Annotated in this window: 15 protein-coding genes; 2 read left to right on the top strand and 13 right to left on the bottom strand. The window is 68.3% G+C overall.

Annotation, left to right across the window (positions count from 1 at the left end; translation table 11 throughout):
• Nucleotides 1-85: 85 nt before the first annotated feature.
• The 4 genes from LWP59_RS09670 to dnaG form a co-directional block, all read right to left on the bottom strand.
• Entirely contained in the window at nt 86-3217 is a 3132-nt protein-coding gene (locus tag LWP59_RS09670; RefSeq protein WP_186383374.1) for a CHAT domain-containing protein, read from the bottom strand.
• A gap of 1190 nt (nt 3218-4407) precedes the next feature.
• A complete protein-coding gene (locus tag LWP59_RS09665; RefSeq protein WP_144641980.1) occupies nt 4408-5172 on the bottom strand; it encodes a trans-aconitate 2-methyltransferase in 765 nt (254 codons plus the stop codon).
• 15 nt (nt 5173-5187) lie between these two features.
• Complete coding sequence (locus LWP59_RS09660; RefSeq protein ID WP_144641981.1) at nt 5188-5700, bottom strand: hypothetical protein; 513 nt, start codon at nt 5698-5700, stop codon at nt 5188-5190.
• Between the two features lie 3 nt (nt 5701-5703).
• A complete protein-coding gene (dnaG, locus tag LWP59_RS09655; RefSeq protein WP_144641982.1) occupies nt 5704-7602 on the bottom strand; it encodes a DNA primase in 1899 nt (632 codons plus the stop codon).
• Between the two features lie 23 nt (nt 7603-7625).
• Here dnaG and LWP59_RS09650 point away from each other — a divergent pair, with 23 nt between their 5' ends.
• Nucleotides 7626-8564 carry a sigma-70 family RNA polymerase sigma factor gene (locus tag LWP59_RS09650; RefSeq protein WP_144641983.1) on the top strand — a complete coding sequence of 313 codons (939 nt, stop codon included), beginning with the start codon at nt 7626-7628 and terminating at the stop codon, nt 8562-8564.
• Here LWP59_RS09650 and LWP59_RS09645 read toward each other — a convergent pair.
• Nucleotides 8518-9093, bottom strand: coding sequence for a carboxymuconolactone decarboxylase family protein (locus LWP59_RS09645; RefSeq protein WP_144641984.1), 576 nt, complete (start codon nt 9091-9093; stop codon nt 8518-8520). The two genes, LWP59_RS09650 and LWP59_RS09645, sit on opposite strands and share 47 nt — an antisense overlap.
• A 66-nt stretch (nt 9094-9159) precedes the next feature.
• On the opposite strand from LWP59_RS09645, the gene LWP59_RS09640 reads away from it, so the two are divergent.
• Entirely contained in the window at nt 9160-9903 is a 744-nt protein-coding gene (locus LWP59_RS09640; protein ID WP_229857281.1) for an alpha/beta fold hydrolase, read from the top strand.
• 319 nt (nt 9904-10222) lie between these two features.
• Here the strand turns inward: LWP59_RS09640 and LWP59_RS09635 are convergent, their stop codons facing one another.
• From LWP59_RS09635 to LWP59_RS09600, 8 genes are read right to left on the bottom strand one after another with little or no spacing between them, the layout of a single operon-like run.
• Complete coding sequence (locus LWP59_RS09635; RefSeq protein WP_144641986.1) at nt 10223-12013, bottom strand: glycosyltransferase family protein; 1791 nt, start codon at nt 12011-12013, stop codon at nt 10223-10225.
• A gap of 9 nt (nt 12014-12022) precedes the next feature.
• The gene (locus tag LWP59_RS09630) at nt 12023-13132 is read right to left on the bottom strand and encodes a serpin family protein (protein ID WP_144641987.1); all 1110 of its coding nucleotides are present in this window, start codon (nt 13130-13132) and stop codon (nt 12023-12025) included.
• Between the two features lie 21 nt (nt 13133-13153).
• Nucleotides 13154-14410, bottom strand: coding sequence for a deoxyguanosinetriphosphate triphosphohydrolase (locus tag LWP59_RS09625; RefSeq protein ID WP_144641988.1), 1257 nt, complete (start codon nt 14408-14410; stop codon nt 13154-13156).
• Between the two features lie 32 nt (nt 14411-14442).
• Complete coding sequence (locus LWP59_RS09620; protein ID WP_144641989.1) at nt 14443-15090, bottom strand: YdcF family protein; 648 nt, start codon at nt 15088-15090, stop codon at nt 14443-14445.
• Nucleotides 15091-15100: 10 nt separating this feature from the next.
• Complete coding sequence (locus LWP59_RS09615; RefSeq protein WP_144641990.1) at nt 15101-15706, bottom strand: response regulator transcription factor; 606 nt, start codon at nt 15704-15706, stop codon at nt 15101-15103.
• Nucleotides 15703-16863 (bottom strand): sensor histidine kinase, encoded by a 1161-nt coding sequence (locus tag LWP59_RS09610; protein ID WP_373299401.1) that lies wholly within the window; start codon nt 16861-16863, stop codon nt 15703-15705. Before LWP59_RS09610 ends, LWP59_RS09615 begins: the two co-directional genes overlap by 4 nt.
• 11 nt (nt 16864-16874) lie before the next feature.
• On the bottom strand, nt 16875-17600 hold the full coding sequence (locus tag LWP59_RS09605; RefSeq protein WP_191334781.1) for an ABC transporter permease: 726 nt from the start codon (nt 17598-17600) through the stop codon (nt 16875-16877).
• Nucleotides 17597-18535, bottom strand: coding sequence for an ABC transporter ATP-binding protein (locus LWP59_RS09600; RefSeq protein WP_186383375.1), 939 nt, complete (start codon nt 18533-18535; stop codon nt 17597-17599). Before LWP59_RS09600 ends, LWP59_RS09605 begins: the two co-directional genes overlap by 4 nt.
• Between the last annotated feature and the right edge of the window lie 37 nt (nt 18536-18572).

The following is an 18572-nucleotide window of genomic DNA, read 5'->3' as shown; positions in this document are numbered from 1 at the left end:
TAAAATCCTCTCTGTCAGCAACATTGCAACTTTGGCGGTCTGCACGAAGCGGACCCTTCGCTACGGCTGTCATAACCCTGTCGATTCAACAACCGTAAGAAACAAAAGCAGACCAATATTCAGGCGAACTATAAGGCAGGTGGTTTCTCCAATTCCTGACACGAGGAGCCCCAACCTGCTGACGTCTAAGGCCTTGCGCAAGTATTGGCCGCTCAAGAAGATACCCGCGACGCTCATCTTCGCTAAGTTTACGCAGCCACTGCCGAGCGCCGCGAAGCGCTTCAGGCGGATCCAGCGCGTTGCGAAGGAGATTCTCGTAGAACCGAGTCATTAGGAGCGCCGTGCCGTCATCAGATACAGGCCACAGGCTCGAAATCACGCAAGCTGCACCTGATTCGAGAAAGGCTGCAGTCAAGCCCACGAATTCATCCGGAGCACTAGCAGTAGCATAATGCCCTGACTGACAAGCGCTCATGATGACTAACCGTGCGTCCAAACGAATCTCGCGCGCAAGCTCCGACACGCCTAAATATGTGCCTTGCCCAAGAACCAACGCGCCATGCTGCAGGTGCTCAATACGACTATACCCATGGCACGCAAGGTGCACATGCGACGCATTTGAAGTGTTAGACGCGAACCAGTCATAAGTAGCTCCGTCACCTATTGAAGATCGTACCCGTCCTACCGATGAGAACAAGTGGGATATAGTCTCCAGTTCTGCAACACTACCAGGCAGTGGATGCTCCGGATCTGTATCGGCGATGCCAACGAAACTATAGTCAAAATGCCGATCGGCCCGCTTTCGTGACGACAGATAAGTCGCAATGGAGGGCGTAACGAGCAGCAGGCAGACATCATCAAGCACTTCTGCCTCGCTGCCATCAACTGGCAATGCGGCGAGCGGGACAAAGCCCAATAGCCCAGTTGGAACGACAACGAACTTCTGGGTACCAAGTCGTCGGCTTTCCTTCGCGACGACAGTAGCAAGAGGGCGCAATTTTTCCAACGCTGCGATCGCCCCCACCATTACACTTTCGTCATATTCATCAAGTTGCGCGAGGAGCAGACCAGGTGTGCCATTTTCGGTATTCAGGAGAACCAGTTCCGCCAGGACCTTACTCGAAGCCGACTCGATATGAATTCCATTCAGCCCCACCTGCTCATCCGGATGCGATATAGTTATTACGAAACAGCCGCCCGGAGCCGAGATCAGGTAGATTATCGGGATACCCTGTGCTGCACAGGCTATCTCATTGAACGTTAGAGGCAGAAGGAATGACTCGAAGCCGGGAATCCTGCGAATCTCGGCTGTGAGTTCCCTCAAACTTCGCTCGACTATTCGCGCGTTGTTCACCGAAGTGGAGACCGCAATGTTTTCCGGTGCCGAAAAGCGCGCTCCAATTACCTCACGGTAAGCTTTGCGTAAATCTTCGTAACGGCGAGCAAGTTGCCCGTCAACCTCAGCCAAACTCGTTAAGTCGGCCATATCTCTACTAGCCGCAGCCGCCAGTTCCATTGCGCGACTTCGCTCAAGTATCTCCACCGCGCGGACCATATTTCCCGCCCGGGCCATCGTATAAGCGGCCCACCTGCCGAGTCGCTCATTGCGAGCAACGACGTCACGTCTCGTCTCTGGAGTGAGTTGCGCTCCATAAAGCGCCTCGAAGGCAACCCAGCTGTTCTCGTACTGCGCACCAGCTTCCTCCCACCTGTTTAACTCCTGGAGGGCTACAACCAACTGGCCGCCAACTTCGAGATGTAGTGCGGGTTCTAAGCGCGGGTCTATTTGGCGAGCTGCTTCAGCGCGCAATGTTACGACTTCCTCAGCCAGCGACCCGAGACGATCTTCAAGTATATTTGCCAACAGGCGCAGTAGTAGACCGTGAAACAGTGGACCTGGACAGGCGGTAATAGCTGCCCTTATTATTTCTTCAGCCTCGACAGAACTATCTGCGCCCAATTCGACCAAAGCATTAGCTAGATTGTAATGATGAGCAATCCACAGATGTTCGTCGTCCTCTGATCGTAAAATCTCTAATGTCGAACGGTGATGTTGAACTGCTGCCTCCAGGTCGCCTGGATGACGCCTCTTGTAAAAGACTATTCCCAGATGCAACTGAGTAAATGCCCAGTTGACGACATTATCGTCAACTGGACGGACCTGTAACGCGAGAAGTAGACTTTCCAACGCTAAAGTTAGGTCTTCTGCTGTGGGACCTCCTGGACGTTGACACAGCGCATGAGCAAGGTTTGTAAGGTTAGTTCCCCATGCTTCGGAGTCGATATCTCGAAGGGTGGGATCGCACGCCTCGCGGAGCATTCCGATGCATATTTCCCAGGCTTCGCTTGAATCTCCGCCAAGCTTCTTATCGAGTGCAATAGCAAGATTTCCAGTAGCGCGAAACCAAACGCCATCATGCTCTTGACTGAGCTCTCGCACTCTCTCGAATAGAGCTACCGCCTCGTCTACTTCACCGTGGCCGACGCCAGCTTGAGTAAGGATCCTGGTCCCCAGATCAAAGTCGAAATCACGCTCAAGTTCCGGGTGTCCGGCCACAATCTGGAGCACCCGGCGCGCGGCCGGGATTAGGTTGGGGTCACCCGGTGCTTCGCGTAACTGATCTCGTAACTGGTCCAACTCAGGCAGCACCTGGCCTTGCCAAAATTCGTCGATTGCAGTCAGGTAATCTGCAACGGCACTCTCGACAGTTCCGCCGTTTGATAGGCCCTCAATCAAGCGTAGCCTAGCTACTGGTGGTGTTTCGTTGCGCAGTTCTTCCGGCAGGCTTTCACGCTGTACCCTTGCCTCAATTGCAGCGTCACTGGTTGCAAGCTCAGGATGCGATTGAATGAATTCAACAAGGTGATCTGGAGACACTCCCCAAAGATCGTCAAGCACCCTTCGTATCTTTTGGATAGCATTACTATTCGCGATCTCCTGCAGAAAGATGGTGTACATCCCGCCTAGCGCTTGATTCAGCGCAGCAACTTGACCAACAGCCGCGTCGGGGTCTCGGAGATCGTGTTCGATGTTTCGCGACAAGGCCAACGGCACGAGCAGCCGGGGCAGCCGTACCATTGGACCGTGTATTCCAGCATTTCCCCCCAGTGCCTCTTGCGCTTCAATAGCCAGCCCGGGACCTGACAGTTCCGGTGTATCGATCTCGGACATCGGCAGCGCGTGGAGAAGCTGAACGGCTGAGTCGGGATCGATCACGAGTAGCGGCGCTTCGATGGGCGACCGCTCTCCACACGAACTACACACAACCCACGCTATCCCTGCAACGTTAGCGCCAAGGAGTTCTGGACGCTCTGGCGCGAAAATCAGACGCCATACAAGAGATTGATTTTCAAACCGGCATGTGCATTGCCAGTCGTACGAAACAAGTCGAGACACCGCCATCGCTATGTTGCCTCCGCTCCTTATCGGACGAGACGATTGCTGACACTCGCTGACACGTTTCGACCGTGAGGACTTTCTTTACGTCTTCAAGCCGCCCTGGCGGGCGGGCGCGCGGGCCGAACTGGCGCGCGGTCGAGCTGTCCCGCTCCGCTCGGCTCGACCGCGCCGAACGCCGTCGGCCGCCGCGCGCACGACAGCGAAGGACGCATGAGAGATGCAGGAAGCACCACGAGCGGGCGGCTGCCGGAACGGCCACCTTCCCCGCGATCGCCGGATGGTCAAAGCCGGGCCGGACGCTGTCAACCCCGCTTCGCGCCGATCACGCCCGTGGTGGTCGCTCTGCGTCCGGAGAGTCACGGAACGTACGTCGCCGGGCGGGCGTGATCGGTTACAGGGTTGACAGCGTCCGTCCCGGCTGTGGGCGGCTTTGGATCGCGGGAAAGGTGGGACTGGTTGGTGGCCTGCAAGGCTGGCAGCCGTTCGCGATGACATCCAAAGCTGACATCAACCGGGGCGGACAACCGTGAACAACAGCGGGACCGGATGGCCACAGGAAAGAGCGTCGAAGCAGGTCAGCGGCAGGTCCACCGCGCACACCACATAACTGTTAACCGAAGGGTTGTTGGTTCGAGTCCAACCGGGGGAGCAAAAGCCCAGGTCAAGCACCTGGGCTTTTTTGTTGGCCCGAACTCAGCAGGTCCGGCCCGCCAGAAACCCGCCACTTTCGTCACCGGCTGGGCTCGTGGTCGAACATCCGCTCCAGGGCCGCCGCCGCTACACTGCGCTTCCGGTGGTGCTTGTCAGCGACCTTCTGGGCGGAGCAGACCCCACCAGCAGACCATCCACAGTGGACCAGCCGCCACGGCGGCCTTGCGACGGGCCCGCGAAGCACGCTGGTTCACCACGTGGCCGCACGTCGCGACATCGTGCCAGGCCTGGCCCGCCGGGACTCGCGCCGGTGGCCTCGCTCCACCGACGCGGCACTCAGCTCGACCGAACCCCGCTCACGGCAACCGTGCCACGGCGAAGACGCGGCGGAACTGGAACCAGGTCGTCCCGTCCGCGCGGGGCGGATATGCCTCGTTCAGGCGGGGAGCCAGCTCGGCCCGGAAGCGCTCCCAAGAGGCCTCGTCCAGAGCGGCCTTGATCGGGCGCAGCGCGGTGCCCGAGACCCACTCCAGCACGGCGTCCTCCCCCGCGAGACGCTGGACATACGTCGTCTCCCAGGCGTCCACCAGCCAGCCCGCGTCGGCGAACAGGTCGGCGTACTCCTGCGGATCGCCGACCGTCTCGTCACCGCGCAGCCGCACCGGCTCGAGCTTCGCGGCCCACTCTGGCTCACCGGCCAGCTCGCGGATGAGCACGTGCGACGGGGCGTCGAAGTTGCCCGGGACCTGCATCGCCAGCCACGCCCCCGACGACAGCTGCCCGGCCCAGCGGCTCAGCAGCTCGCGGTGATCGGGCACCCACTGCAACACGGCGTTCGTGACCACGACATCGGTGTCCGGGGCGGGCTTCCAGTCGTGCACGTCCAGGACCTCCGCAGGCACGCCCGCCGCCCGCGCGGCCTCCACCATTTCGGGTGAACTGTCCGAAGCCTCCAGGACCGCCGACGGCCACCGCTGCGCGAGCGACGACGTGAGGTTTCCCGGGCCGCACCCGAGATCGACCACCCGGCGCGGGGACACCGCGTCGATCCTGCCGATCAGGTCGTAGAACGGACGTCCTCGCAGGTCAGAGTAGTCGAGGTACTTCGCCGGATCCCACACAGTACGAGCGTACTGCTACAGCTCGGGCTGCGCCAGCCTCTCCGCGGCCTCCCGCGCGATCGCCGCCACGACCTCGGGATCGACCCCCGGGTCGGGCCGCGCCTGCAGCACGCTCCCGTCGCGCCCGGGCACCTTGCGTTGCACGAACCACACCCCGCCGCCGGTCAGCTCCTGGCGGTGCCTGCCGCGGATCGAGCCGTCCACCCGCTGGCGCACCATCACGGGCAGCTTTCCCGGCCGCGGCAGGGTGAACCGCACGGGCTCCCGGTCGGCGAGCAGCATCGCCGCGCCCGCCGCGCCGACCTCCTCGGCCTCGACGACCGTGAGGTCCCCGTCGGCCCAGCCCGCCTTGCTGATCAGATGCCAGCCGACGCGCCGGCCTTCCGGCAGCCACAAGCCCAGCTCGGTCACCACGAGGTGCCCGCCGGAGGCCACGTCGGCCACCGCGAGCGCGTTCTCCGCGGGTTCGAGCTCGCCCGGGAACCCGTCCGGCAACCCGTCGCCGAACAGTCGGCGAAGCCATGACATCAGCTAGTCCATCCCGCCGATCGCCTGGTCCTTCAACGCCTTCCGGTACTCCTCCAGCGCCACCAGGTCCCCGAACAGCGCGCGGTACTCGTCGGGGGCGTCGACGGGCGACAACCGCTGCAACCGCGACTTGATCTCCGCGGTCTGCCGGCCCACCAGGTTCTCCTGCACCGCCGCGATCATGCTGCCGACGTAGCGGATGTCCACGGTTCCCTTGGCGTGCAACGGTTCCACGGACAGCTCCGACAGCAGCGTGCGCACCGTGCCCTGTGGCAGGTTGGTGCTCGCCGCGTCGATCAGCGCCGGGCCGGTCAGCCCGCAGCTCGCCCCGCCGGCCTTCAGCACGGCGCGGTGCACCGCGACGTAGGCGGGATGGGTGAACGCGTCCTCGGGCAGCGCGTCGTACTCGGGCCCAGCCAGCGCGGGCTCCTGCAGCGCCGCCTTGAGCACCTCGCGCTGCGCCATGAACCGCGGGTCCTTCGGCGCGGGCCGCGGGATGTCCTCGGCCGCGCCCGCCGCCGGCGCCGAGCCGTTCGCCGGCGCGCGCCGGCCCGGCTTCACCGGGGCGCCGTTGCCGGCCGAGGCGCGCACCCGGCGCACCACCATGTCCGCGTCCTGCCAGCCGACCCACCACGCCAGCTTGGTCGCGTAGCCGTCCCGCTTCGCCCTGTCCTTGATCTGCGCGACCAGCGGCACCGTCCGCTGCAGCGCCGAGACCTGGCCGTCGACCGAGTCCAGGTCGTACTCGGCGAGCATGCTCTTGATCGCGAACTCGAAGAGCGGGATCCGCCGTGCCACCAGGTCCCGCACGGCCGCGTCGCCCTTCGCCAGGCGCAGCTCGCACGGGTCCATCCCGTCCGGCGCCACGGCGATGTAGGTCTGCCCGGCGAAGGTCTGGTCGCCCTCGAACGCCTTGAGCGCCGCCTTCTGGCCCGCCGCGTCGCCGTCGAAGGTGAAGACCACCTCGCCGCGGAACGCGTCGTCGTCCATCAGCAGCCGCCGCAGCACCTTCATGTGGTCCTCGCCGAACGCGGTGCCCGAGGAGGCCACGGCCGTGGGCACCCCGGCGGCGTGCATCGCCATCACGTCGGTGTACCCCTCGACCACGACGACCTGGTGCCGCTTGGCGATCTCGCGTTTGGCCAGGTCCAGCCCGAACAGCACCTGCGACTTCTTGTAGATCGGGCTCTCGCTGGTGTTGAGGTACTTGGCCTGGATCGGGTCGTCGTCGAACAGCCGCCGCGCGCCGAAGCCGACGACGTCGCCGCCGAGGTCCTTGATCGGCCACACGAGCCGCCGGTGGAACCGGTCGATCGGGCCCTGCCTGCCCTCCTTGACCAGCTGGGCCTTGAGCAGCTCCGAGAGCTCGAACCCGCGGTTGAGCAGGGACTTCGTCAGCTTGTCCCAGCCGGAGGGGGCGAAGCCGCAGCCGAAGCGCTGCGCCGCGGCCTCGTCGAACCCGCGCTCCCGCAGGTACTTGCGGGCGAGCTCGGCCTCCGGGCCGCGCAGCTGCTCGGCGTAGAACTCGGCCGCCGCCTTGTGCGCCTCGACCATCCGGGTGCGGGTGCCGCGGTCCCGCTGGACGCTGGCGCCGCCGCCCTCGTAGGTCAGCCGGAAGCCGACCCGGTCGGCGAGCCGCTCGACCGACTCGACGAAGCCCAGGTGGTCGATCTTCATCAGGAACTTGATGACGTCGCCACCCTCGGCGCAGCCGAAGCAGTGGAAGGTGCCGTGCGTGGGCCGGACGTTGAACGACGGGGTCTTCTCGTCGTGGAACGGGCACAGCCCCTTGAGCGCCCCGCCACCTGCGTTACGCAGGGCGACGTACTCCCCCACGACCTCGTCGATCCGGTTGCGCTCGCGGACCTCCGCAATGTCTGCTTCCCGGATACGACCTGCCACGCGTCGAGGATACTGTCTTGGTCATGGCACTGGCGGAGGAGTTCACCGCGCAGCGCGCCCACCTGGTCGCGGTGGCCTACCGGCTCACCGGATCGGTGTCGGACGCCGAGGACGCCGTGCAGGAGTCGTGGCTGCGGCTGGCAGGGCTGAGCGAGGAGAAGCGGGCCGGGATCCGGGACCTCCGGGGCTGGCTGACCACGCTCGTCGGGCGGATCTGCCTGGACCGGCTGCGCTCGGCGACCGCACAGCGGGAGCGGTACGTCGGCCAGTGGCTGCCCGAGCCGATCGTCACCCCGTTGAGTGGTCGCAGTGCCGATGACCCGCTCGATGTCGCGGTGCGCGACGAGGGGCTGCGCATGGCCGCGATGGTCGTGCTGGACAAGCTCACCCCGGAGCAGCGCGTCGCGTTCGTGCTGCACGACGCGTTCTCCGTGCCGTTCGACGAGATCGCGGACATCCTCGGCGCCAGCACCGACGCCGCGCGGCAGTACGCCTCGCGGGGGCGGCGCGCGCTCAAGGACGCGGAGCCGCCGCCGCGGGCGAGCCTGGCCGAGCAGCAGGAGCTGCTCGACAGGTTCCTCAGGGCACTGCTCGCCGGGGACGTGCAGGGCATGACCGAGGTACTGCACCCCGACGCGGTCCTCATCGGCGACTCGAACGGCAAGGCCCGCACGGCACGCCAGCTGGTCGTCGGCGCGGACAAGATCGCCCGGTTCTTCGCCGGCCTCGTCGAGATGTACACCCCGGAGCTGCTGGGCACCGGGCGGCCGCTGCTGGTCAACGGCGATCTCGGGGTCTTCCTGGGGCCGGCCGAGGCGCCCGGTTCACGCAAGGCGCTCGACGCGCACCTGCAGACCATGGCCGTGCGCGACGGCCGCATCGTCGCGATCTACGACGTGGCGAACCCGGACAAGCTCACGCGAGTCCCGGCAGCGGAACCCGGCACGCCGCACCCGAGGTGAAGCCCTGGTCGGTGATGCCGAGCGCGCTGTTGATGCGGCTGCGCTGGTTCTCCAGCGCGATCTGGTAGGTCAGCTCGAGCACGCCCTTACGGCCGAACTCGCGCTCCAGCTCGGCGACCTGCTCGTCGGTGACGGTCGCGGGCGTGGCGGTCATCGCGTCGGCGTAGGCGATCGCGAGGCGCTCCTGCCTGCTGAAATGCGGCGAGGTGGCGTAGTCGTCGATGTGCTTCAGCCGCTCGATGTCGAGGCCGTCGTGCTTCTGCAGCATCGTGCCGAAGTCGACGCACCACGAACAGCCGAGCCGCACGGCGACGCGGTAGACGGCGATCTCCCGGACGTTGACGGGCAGCGTCCGGGAGGCCTTCTCGACCGCCAGCTCGTGGATCGCAGTGGCGGCCAGCAGCCCGGTGTGGTGCGCGGTGACGGCGAACGGCTCGGGGATGGCGCCGTAGCGGCGGCGGGCGATGCGGTAGACGAGCTTCGCGAACGGTCCGGCGTCCTTTGTGGACAGGACGGGTAGGCGGGACATGGCTTTCCTCCTCCTGTGGTCACCATGGAGACGAAGCGGGTCCGCGGAATGTGACAGGCTCGGCTGGTGATCGAAGGACGTTTCCCCGGCCGCGACGGCGTCGAGCTCGCGTACCGGGAGGTGGGGCAGGGGCGCCCGCTGGTGCTGATCCACGGGTACTTCTCGACCGCCCGGGTCAACTGGGTCGCCTACGGCCACGCGGCTGAGCTCGCCGGACGCGGGCACCGGGTGATCATGCCGGACCTGCGCGCGCACGGCGAGAGCGCGAAGCCGCACGACCCCGCGGCCTATCCCCCGGACGTCCTCGCCGACGACGGGTTCGCGCTGCTGGAGCACCTGGGGCTGGTGGACTACGACCTGGGCGGCTATTCGCTCGGCGCCCGGACGGTCGTGCGCATGCTGGTGCGCGGCGCGACGCCGGGGCGCGCGATCGTCGCCGGGACCGGGGTGGAGGGCATCGTCGCCGCCCGCCGTCGCGGGGAGCACTTCCGGCGGATCCTGACGGAGCTGGGCACGTTCGAGCGCGGCTCGGCGGAGTGGAAGGCGGAGCGGTTCCTGCGTGCGGTCGGTGGCGATCCGGTGGCGTTGCTGCGGTTGCTCGACACGTTCGTCGACACGTCGCCCGAGGAGCTGGCGCGGATCACGACGCCGGTGCTGGTGCTGGTCGGCGACGGGGACGACGACCAGGGCACGGCGGACCAGCTCGCTGCGGCGCTCCCTGTCGCGGAGTACCGGACCATCCCCGGCGACCACATGAGCGCGGGCGCGGGGCAGGATCTGGGCCGGGCGATCGGGGAGTATCTGGGGTAGCAGCCTCGGGCTGTGCGCGCGGTAGGCGGGCCGCCATGTCAACCCCGGAGTTGGGTGGTCATCCCGTCGCCTGACACCGGACGATCATTTTGAGCCAGGTCCGCAACATCCGCTGGGACCGGCGGCCGAAAGGCCAAAGCTTGCGGGCCTGGCTCAAAATGATATGCACAAACCGCAGGCGACGGGATGACCGCCCAACTCGACCACCTGCACGAGGTGAGATCCCTTTGGGCCTGGCTCATCCCGGAGCCTGCCCGTCCGGCGAGGACTCTCTTGATCTTTCCCCGCGGCTCGGCGTCCGGCCGCCACCGCGCCCCGGCTAAGTGGCGTTCGCCGTCAGGGCACGGACGTCCCAGAGCCAGACGCCGTCCACGTAGCGGGCCGGGGTGCGCAGGAGCAGCTCCACCGTCGCCTGGAGGGCCTGCTGGTTGGTGCCCGGCGCGAGCACCACGACATCCGCGTGCCAGTAGCGCAGGTCGGCCAGGGCTTCGGCGCGCTGGGTGTCCGTCACGGCCGGCACGTCGCCGGTGTCGTGCACGTCGTTGAGCAGAGACGCCGTCGGGTGGTCGGGCGCGCCGTAGCGGCCGCGCTTGTCGTCCGGGCCGTTGGGGCCCACGAAGTAGCCGTCCGCGAGCGGGAACCCGACGTCCGCCTGAACCTGCCAGTGCAGGGCGCGCGCGTCACCCGGGTTGGGCAGCGGCACGGTCACCACCGACCCGCTCGTCACGTACTGCCGCCACGTGCCGTCCGAGAAGAACGCCGGCGTGCCCGGCCGCGTGATGGTCTCCAGCGGCGTCGGCGCGATCGGCAGCAGGACCGCGACCAGCGCGCCCAGCCACAGCCACCGCAGCGGCAGGTCCTTGTCCCGGAACGACGGCGCGGCGCGGAACACCCGCTCGGTCGCGATCGCGAGCAGCGCGCCGATCGCCGGGATGCACGCCATCGCCAGCCGGGACTCCAGCAGCGAGTCGAACAGCGGCAGCTTCGCCAGCAACTGCCACGGCCCCGGGATACCGGTGTCGTGGTGGGCCACCGTGATCTCCAGCCCCAGCGACAGCCACGCCATCACGAACATCGAGATCGCGATCGAGCGCGCCAGCACGTTGCGCCACAGCCAGACCGTCAGCACCACCATGAACACGATCAGCGGCCAGCCGAAGAACGCGTTCTCCTCCGTGCGGTTCATCGACACGTCGGCCGCCGCCTGCGCGTCCCCGGCGATGGACTCCGTCGCGAAGCGGGTGAACGCCGCCGTGTCGTTGCCGACCGAGCCGTGTTCGAGGGTGTGGTAGCTCTGCGGCCCCAGGAACTGCCACCACAGCGGGAAGATCGTCACCACGAGCGTCAGCACGCCGGCGATCACGAGCCCGATCACCATGGGGCGCACCATCTTCACCGCTTCGCGCCAGCGCGACGCGGCGTAAGCGATGGCGAAGACCACGAAGCCGAGCATCGTGATGAGCAGCGGCTCCTCGCCGAGGAACACCTGGTACGCCAGCAGGACGCCGAGGATCAGCCCGTCGCGGACCGGGCGCGCGCCTTGCGCGAGGCGGATCAGCCGCAGCACGATGAACGGCAGCAGCACCAGCACCGCGAAGTTCGGATGCGCGTTGCCGTGCGAGATCATCGGCGGCGCGAACCCGCAGAACACCCCGCCGACCGCGGCCGCGACCCGCGAGGTGACCAGGTGCCGCGAGAACACCCAGTACCAGGCGAACGACGTGCCGGCCAGGCCACCGGTCAGCGCGATCGCCCAGGTGACCGTCGGCCCGAACAGCATCGTGATCGGCGACAGCGGGATGCTCAGGCCGAGCATCGCGGTGTTGGCCATCATGTTGACGCCGTCGGGATAGTTCTGCAGCACCGACTCCAGCGGGTTCTGCAGATGCCACACCGAGTGGGCGGTGGTCGAGAAGAACCACTCCCACATGTTCTGGTCCTGCGCGCTGTTGTACAGGTAGCCGCTGCTCAGGTTGCCCCACAACCCGGCGTAGATCACGAACGCGGCGAGCAGGTAGCACAGTCCGACGATCGAGTCGGCACGGTTCCACCTGCGCCGTTCGGGCTCGTTCACCTGCACCGTCCCGGGCGCCTCCAGCAACGCGGTCAACTTCTTACCTCACGGTTCGACTACGCGGGCGAAAAAGTAGACCACACCCGTCCCGGCGTGCCGCACGAGGAGCAGGAAAGGCCGGTCGACGACCACGTCGAGGGGGTCCGCCGGGGTGACCATCGACAGCGTGCGGAACATCACCGCCGTCGCCGCCGCACCCTCCAGCCCCTGCTCATCGAGCCGCAGGACCGACTGGTGCAGCACGTCGTCGACGAACACCCGCTCGTCCGGCGTCAGCGGGCTGAAGTCCGCCCGGGGCGAGAACATCGTCCGCACTCCGAGGCCACCCAGCGCGGGCTTGAGCTCCGCGCGCATGTCCAGCGACACCTTCGGCATCGCGAGCCGGACCTGGCGGTTCTTCTTCGCCGACAACAGCTTCGCGAGCAGGTGCTCGTCCAGACCTGGCTCGTGCGCGGACAGGTCGCCGTCGGGCAGCAGGATCGTGGCCTGCACCCCGCCCGCGGCCGGCAGCTCGACCAGCTGCCAGCCGTCCCGCGCCGCGTGCCCGAGCGACTCCGCCTGGTGCATCATCGGCACCCGCCGGATGCCGGACGGGCTGTGGAAGTCGCCGTCCTCGGTGCGCTCGTCGCGGAAGCGGTGCACCCAGGCGACCTTGAGGTAGAGGGCGTTGACCAGGCTGGCCACGGTGTCCTGCTTCACCGCGCCGGGGCTGAGCAGCTCGGGGATGAGGTCGCGGGTGGTCCGGGCCACGTCGGCGTTGATGGCGCGGCGGGCCGCTTCCGGGTCCGCGGCGAACGGCGCCGGCTTCACCGCACCGTTCGGCCACGCCGCCAGCTCACCGAGGAAGTCCTGGTTGAGCGGCAGCTCTTCGGCGGTCCACAGGGTGTTCGCGACCGCGAGCACCGGGGCCTCGTGCCGCCCGGACTCGCTGAGTGCGGCCGCGGCCCGCAACAGCTCCGCCTGCTTCGCCACGTCGGCGTCCTCCGCGGCCAGCAGCCGGACCAGCTCGTCGGAAGCCGCACCCCGCGAGGCTTGGCTCGTCAGGCCCAGCGCACTGGCGACCGAGTAGGGCGAGAAGCACGAATCGCCCTCGCCGGCGACGGCGCGGTGCAGCGCGAGGCAGAAGCGCAGGTGATCCAGTTCCGGTTTGCCCATCGTCTCGACGCTACCGGATTTTCAGTGCCGTCCGGTGTGCCAGGCGTGCCACGCGTGCGCCTGCGCGTCCGTCAGCGAGGCGACCTGGTCGACGACCACGCGCAGGCGGGCGGCATCGTCACCGGCTGCCTCCCACGCCGGATGGAACACGCTGTCCAGCGCCTCGGGCGCGCGGCGGACCAGCAGCCCGGCCAGCTCGGTGAGCATCTGGCGCTGGCCGTCCTGCATCGCGAGCCGCCGCGGGTCGCTCATCACGTACCGCAGCGCGAGCGCCTTCAGCAGTGCTACCTCGGCCCGCACCTGCGCCGGGACCTCGAGGTCGGCGGCGTAGCGGGTCAGCGGCCCGTCCCCGTGCGCCTGCCGGGTGGTGGTGACCGCCGCGGCGGCGAACCGGCCCACCAGCTCGCTGGTGACCCGCTTGAGCGCGACGTGCGCACCGAACGACGAGTCGTGCCCCGGCTTCGCCAGCTCGGCGACCACCGGCAGCGTCAGCAGCTCCCGCGCCGCGCTTTCCAGCGCGGACACCGACTGGTCCGAGAAGTGCTTCGCCGCCAGCTCCGCCACGGCCGCGCGCTCCTCGGCGTCCGCCAGCACGGGCAGCGAGATGCGCCCGGCCAGCACGCCGTCCTCGACGTCGTGCACCGAGTACGCCACGTCGTCGGCCCAGTCCATGATCTGCGCTTCGAAGCACCGGCGGCCTTCAGGCGCACCTTCGCGCATCCACGCGAAGATCTCGGCGTCATCGGCGTAGACGCCGAACTTGACCTGCCCCGGCCTACGCGGCCAGGGGTACTTGGTGGCCGCGTCGAGGCAGGCGCGGGTCAGGTTGAGCCCGACCGGCTCCAGCTTCGGCTCCAGCCTGGTCAGGATGCGCAGCGTCTGCGCATTGCCCTCGAACCCGCCACACTGCTGCGCGACGACGTTGAGCGCCTGCTCCCCGTTGTGCCCGAACGGCGGGTGGCCGATGTCGTGCGCCAGGCCCGCGGTGTCCACCAGGTCCGGATCCGCGCCCAGCTCCTCGGCGATGCCCCGGCCGATCTGGGCGACCTCCAGCGAATGCGTGAGCCTGGTGCGCGGCACACCGCTGACCTCGGCACCCTCCCCCGGCCCGACGACCTGCGTCTTGCCCGCGAGGCGCCGCAGCGCCGCGGAATGCAGTACGCGTGCCCTGTCGCGCGCGAAGTCGCTGCGCCCGTCCGCGCGCGAGCCCGGCAGCGCGGCCCGCTTGGGCGGCTCCGGCACCCGCCGCTCGCGATCGTGTTCGTCGTACCAGCTCACGGTGACCACGATAAGCGGGACCACCGACTGTTTCAGCCGAGCCCGGTGCCGCCGATGTCGTCGGCCGGGGTCTTCGTCAGCAGGTAGAACAACAGCGCACCGGTCTCGCGGAAGATGTACATCGCCTGCGTCTGGCGGGTCTGCACGATGGGGCCGCTGTGCGTCGGCGAGGTCCACGCCTCCATCCCGACGTCGTCGGCCATCGTGCGAGCCCGGAGCGAATGCCAGGGATCGCTGACGAGGACCGCGGTGTGCCAGCCGTGCTCGGCCACCACGTTCGCGACCGCGCGCAGGCTGCCGAGCGTGTCCCGGCCCTCGCCGACGGGCAGCGTGCTCGCCTTCGGCACGCCCTGCTCGACCAGCCACTGGGCGCCGGCGGTGGCCTCGGTGTACTCGTCGCCGGCACGGTTGCCGCCGGCCGTGATGATCACCTTCGCCACGCCGTCCTCGTAGAGCTGCTTGGCGTGCTTGAGCCGGGCCTGGAAGATCGGCGACGGCTTTCCGTTGTACTGCGCGGCGCCGAGCACGATGATCACGTCGGCCTCGGACCGGTCGTCGACGCGCGCGATCTGCCAGACGCGGAACGCGGTGCCGCCGATCGTCAGCGCGACGACCAGGAGCGTGCCGAACACGGCACGCCGCACCCAGGCGGCCCTTGTCGTCGTCGTGCGCGTCCCCACGGCGTCATTCTCACAGCCACCCGTTCTCCTCCGCGAGGCGGACCGCCTCCGCCCGGGTGCGCGCGCCGGTCTTGCCGATCGCGGCGGAAAGGTGGTTGCGCACAGTGCCTTCCGACAGGAACAGTCGGCGTGCGATGTCCGCGACGGTGCCGCCGTCACTGGCCGCGCGCAGCACGTCGTGCTCCCGTCCGGTCAGCGGGCTCGGCCCGGTCGCCAGCGACTCCGCGGCCAGCGCCGGGTCCACCACCCGCAGGCCGTTCGACACCCGGCGCACCGCGTCGACCAGCTGCTCGGGCGGCGAGTCCTTCACCACGAACCCGGCCGCGCCCGCGGCCATCGCCCGCGCCAGGTAGCCGGGCCTGCCGAAGGTCGTGCAGACGATGATCCGGCACGCCGGCAGCGCCGCGTGCAGCTCGGCCGCGGCGCTCAGCCCGTCCTTGCCGGGCATCTGCACGTCGAGCAGGGCGACGTCGGGCGATGACTCCTTCGCCGCCGCCAGCACCTCCTCGCCGGAACCGACCTGCGCCACCACCTCGATGTCCGCTTCGAGCCCGAGCACGGTCGCCAGCGCGCCCCGCACCATCGCCTGGTCGTCGGCCAGCAGCACGCGGATCACGAGGCGGCCTCCAGCGCGGGCCGCACCTCGGCGCGCACCAGGAAGCCGCCGCCCGCCCGCGGCTCCGCGCGCAGGGTGCCGCCGATCTGGTCCAGCCGTTCGGTCAGCCCGCGCAGCCCGTTCCCCGACACACCGCCGGGCGCGCCGGCGCCGTCGTCCTCGATGTCCAGCCAGGTCCTGCCCAACCGCACCTTCACGTGTTTCGCCCCCGAGTGCCGCAGCACGTTCGTGACCGCCTCCCGCAGCACGTACCCGAAGGTCTGCTGCAGGTCCGGCAGCACATTGTCCACCGCGTGCGGCAGGTCCGCCTCGATCTCCGCGGCCCGCAACGCCGCCCGCGCCCCCACCAGCTCGGCCGACAGCGACACCTCGCGGTACTCCGACACCGTCGCGCGCACGTCCGACAGCGCGCTGCGGGCGAGGCTTTCGACCTCGTGGATCTCGGTGCTCGCGCGCTCGGTGTCCTGCGCGCTCTCCAGGATCCGCCGCGCGAGGCCCGCCTTCACGGTGATCGTGGTGAGACTGTGTCCGAGGATGTCGTGCAGGTCCCGGGCCAGCCGCTCCCGCTCGGCTGTGACCGCGAGCGTGGCGATCTCGTCCTGGGCCGCCCGCAGGCTCCGCACGGTGTGCAGGAGCCGGCCCACGGCGAACATCGCGGACGTGATGCCGAGCAGGGTGCCGACGTCGCTCGGTGAGCCGTCCACGCCGACGTGCCGCTCCACCACCACCAGCAGCGCCACCAGCGAGGAGCCGTCGAGGATCAGCGTCCAGCCCGGCGGCAGCCCGAAGGCGATCACCGCCATCGCGTACAGCAGCACGTAGACACTGCCCTCGTGCAGCACCAGCATCGCGACCCAGCCGAGCGCGAGCATCCCGGTGCAGAAGACGAGCTTCGCCCGGATCGATGGCCGCCGGAACACGACCTGCGGGAAGAACAAGTAGCAGCCCGCGTAGGCCGCCAGCAGCACCGGCCCGAGCACCGCGTGCACCACCGACGTGTTCGGGTGCGCCGCCGACCGCACCGCGGGGATGATGATCGGCAACAGGAAGAGCAGGCCCAGCAGCGGCCAGCGGGCGCCGGAAGACCGGTCGTGGGGCGGACCGATGGCGTCGTCCCGCCACCAGCCGCCCCACTCCGGTCCGCGTTCACGCGTCACGTTCCACCTCGTCAGACCCGGGCCGAGTCTTTACGGTAGCGCCGAACCACGGCGACCCCGAGCACCACGGTCCAGATCCCGAGCACGAGCACGTCCTTGCCGAGGCCCGTGGACAGATCCGGGGTGACCGCGCCGCGCCCGATCTGTCCCATCCAGTAGGTGGGCAGCACCTGCGCGATCTGCAGCAGCCAGTGCGGCATCGCGTCGATCGGGATGAAGATCCCGCCCAGCAGCGCCATCGGCAGCATCACCAGCTGGGTGATCGGCTGGGTGGAGTCGGCCGTGCCGATCTGCCCGATGAGCAGTCCGATCAGCGCGAACGGGATCGCCGCGAGCCACACCCCCAGCGTGGCCCGCACCCACCCAGCCCCGTCGAGCGAGACGCCTTCGGCGACCAGCGCCACCAGCGGCACGAAGATCGCGGGCGCGAGCGCCAGCGTCATGCCGGTGGTCGCCTTCGCCGTCAGGTAGCCCGCGCCGGACAACGGGGTCAGCCGCAGCTGCCGCTGCCAGCCTGCGGCCCGCTCCAGTGCGACGCGGGTGCCGGTGAACATCGCGGCGGTCATCGCGCCGAAGGCGGTCATGCTCACCATCAGCACGGCCTTCTCGGCGGGCTGCTTGGCGAACAGGCTGACGTAGAGCAGGAACAGCAGGACCGGGAAGGCCACGGTGAAGATCATGAACCGCGGCGAGCGGGTGACCCGCCGGATCTCCAGTGCCAGGAACCTGAGGCTCATCGGACGTTCTCCTCGTCTGAAGTCAGCGACAGGAACGCACCTTCGAGGCCGATCGCGGCGATCTCGATGTCGTGCGCCCCGGGGAAGGCGGTGAGCAACGCGCGCAGGGTCGCGTCGGAGTCGCCGCTGGACACCGCGACCCGCTCACCGCGGAGCTGAAACCCGGTGACACCAGGGAGGTTCGCGACCGCGGCCTCGGTGGCGCCGGGCGCCACCGCACGAAGCGTGCGGCCACCGGCCAGCGCCCGGACCTCGGCGACGGAGCCGTCGGCGACGATCCGCCCGCCACGCATCAGCACCACGCGGTCGGCGAACTCCTCGGCCTCTTCCAGGTAGTGCGTGGCGAACACGACCGTGCGACCGGAGCCGGTGAAGGCCTGCATGGACCGCCAGAACTCGCGGCGGCTCCCGACGTCCATCGCGGCCGTGGGCTCGTCCAGCAGCAGCAGGTCCGGATCGGACACGAGCGCGACGGCGAACCGCACGCGCTGCTTCTGGCCGCCGGAGAGCTTGTTGCCGCGCCGGTTCGCCAGGTCCTCGATGCCCGCGCGGGCGAGGGCTTCGGCCACCGGCATGGGCTTGCGGTGCAGGGACGCGATCATGGCGACCGTCTCACCGACCGTCGCGTCGTCCAGCAGCGCGCCGCCCTGGAGCATCGCGCCGATGCTGCCGGTCTGCACGGCCTCGGCGGGGGTCGCGCCGAACACCGTCACGTCGCCGTCGTCGGGCTTGCTCAGCCCCAGGATCATGTCGACGGTGGTGGACTTGCCGGCGCCGTTCGGGCCGAGCAGCGCCACCACCTCACCCGGCGCGATCGTGAGGTCGATGCCGTCGACGGCGCGCACCTCGCCGTAGGTCTTGCGCAGGCCGGACAACCGCACCGCGGTGCCTGCCGTCACCTCCGCGTCACTGAGCTGGGAGCTGGTTGCGTTCATACCCCGACTCTGCCGCCGCGCGCCCCCGCACCGGCAG

Origin of the sequence: Amycolatopsis acidiphila, assembly GCF_021391495.1 — a bacterium.
Taxonomy (GTDB): domain Bacteria; phylum Actinomycetota; class Actinomycetes; order Mycobacteriales; family Pseudonocardiaceae; genus Amycolatopsis_E; species Amycolatopsis_E acidiphila.
The sequence above is the reverse complement of the archived record's forward strand: the minus strand, read 5'-3'. Positions and strand labels throughout refer to the sequence as shown.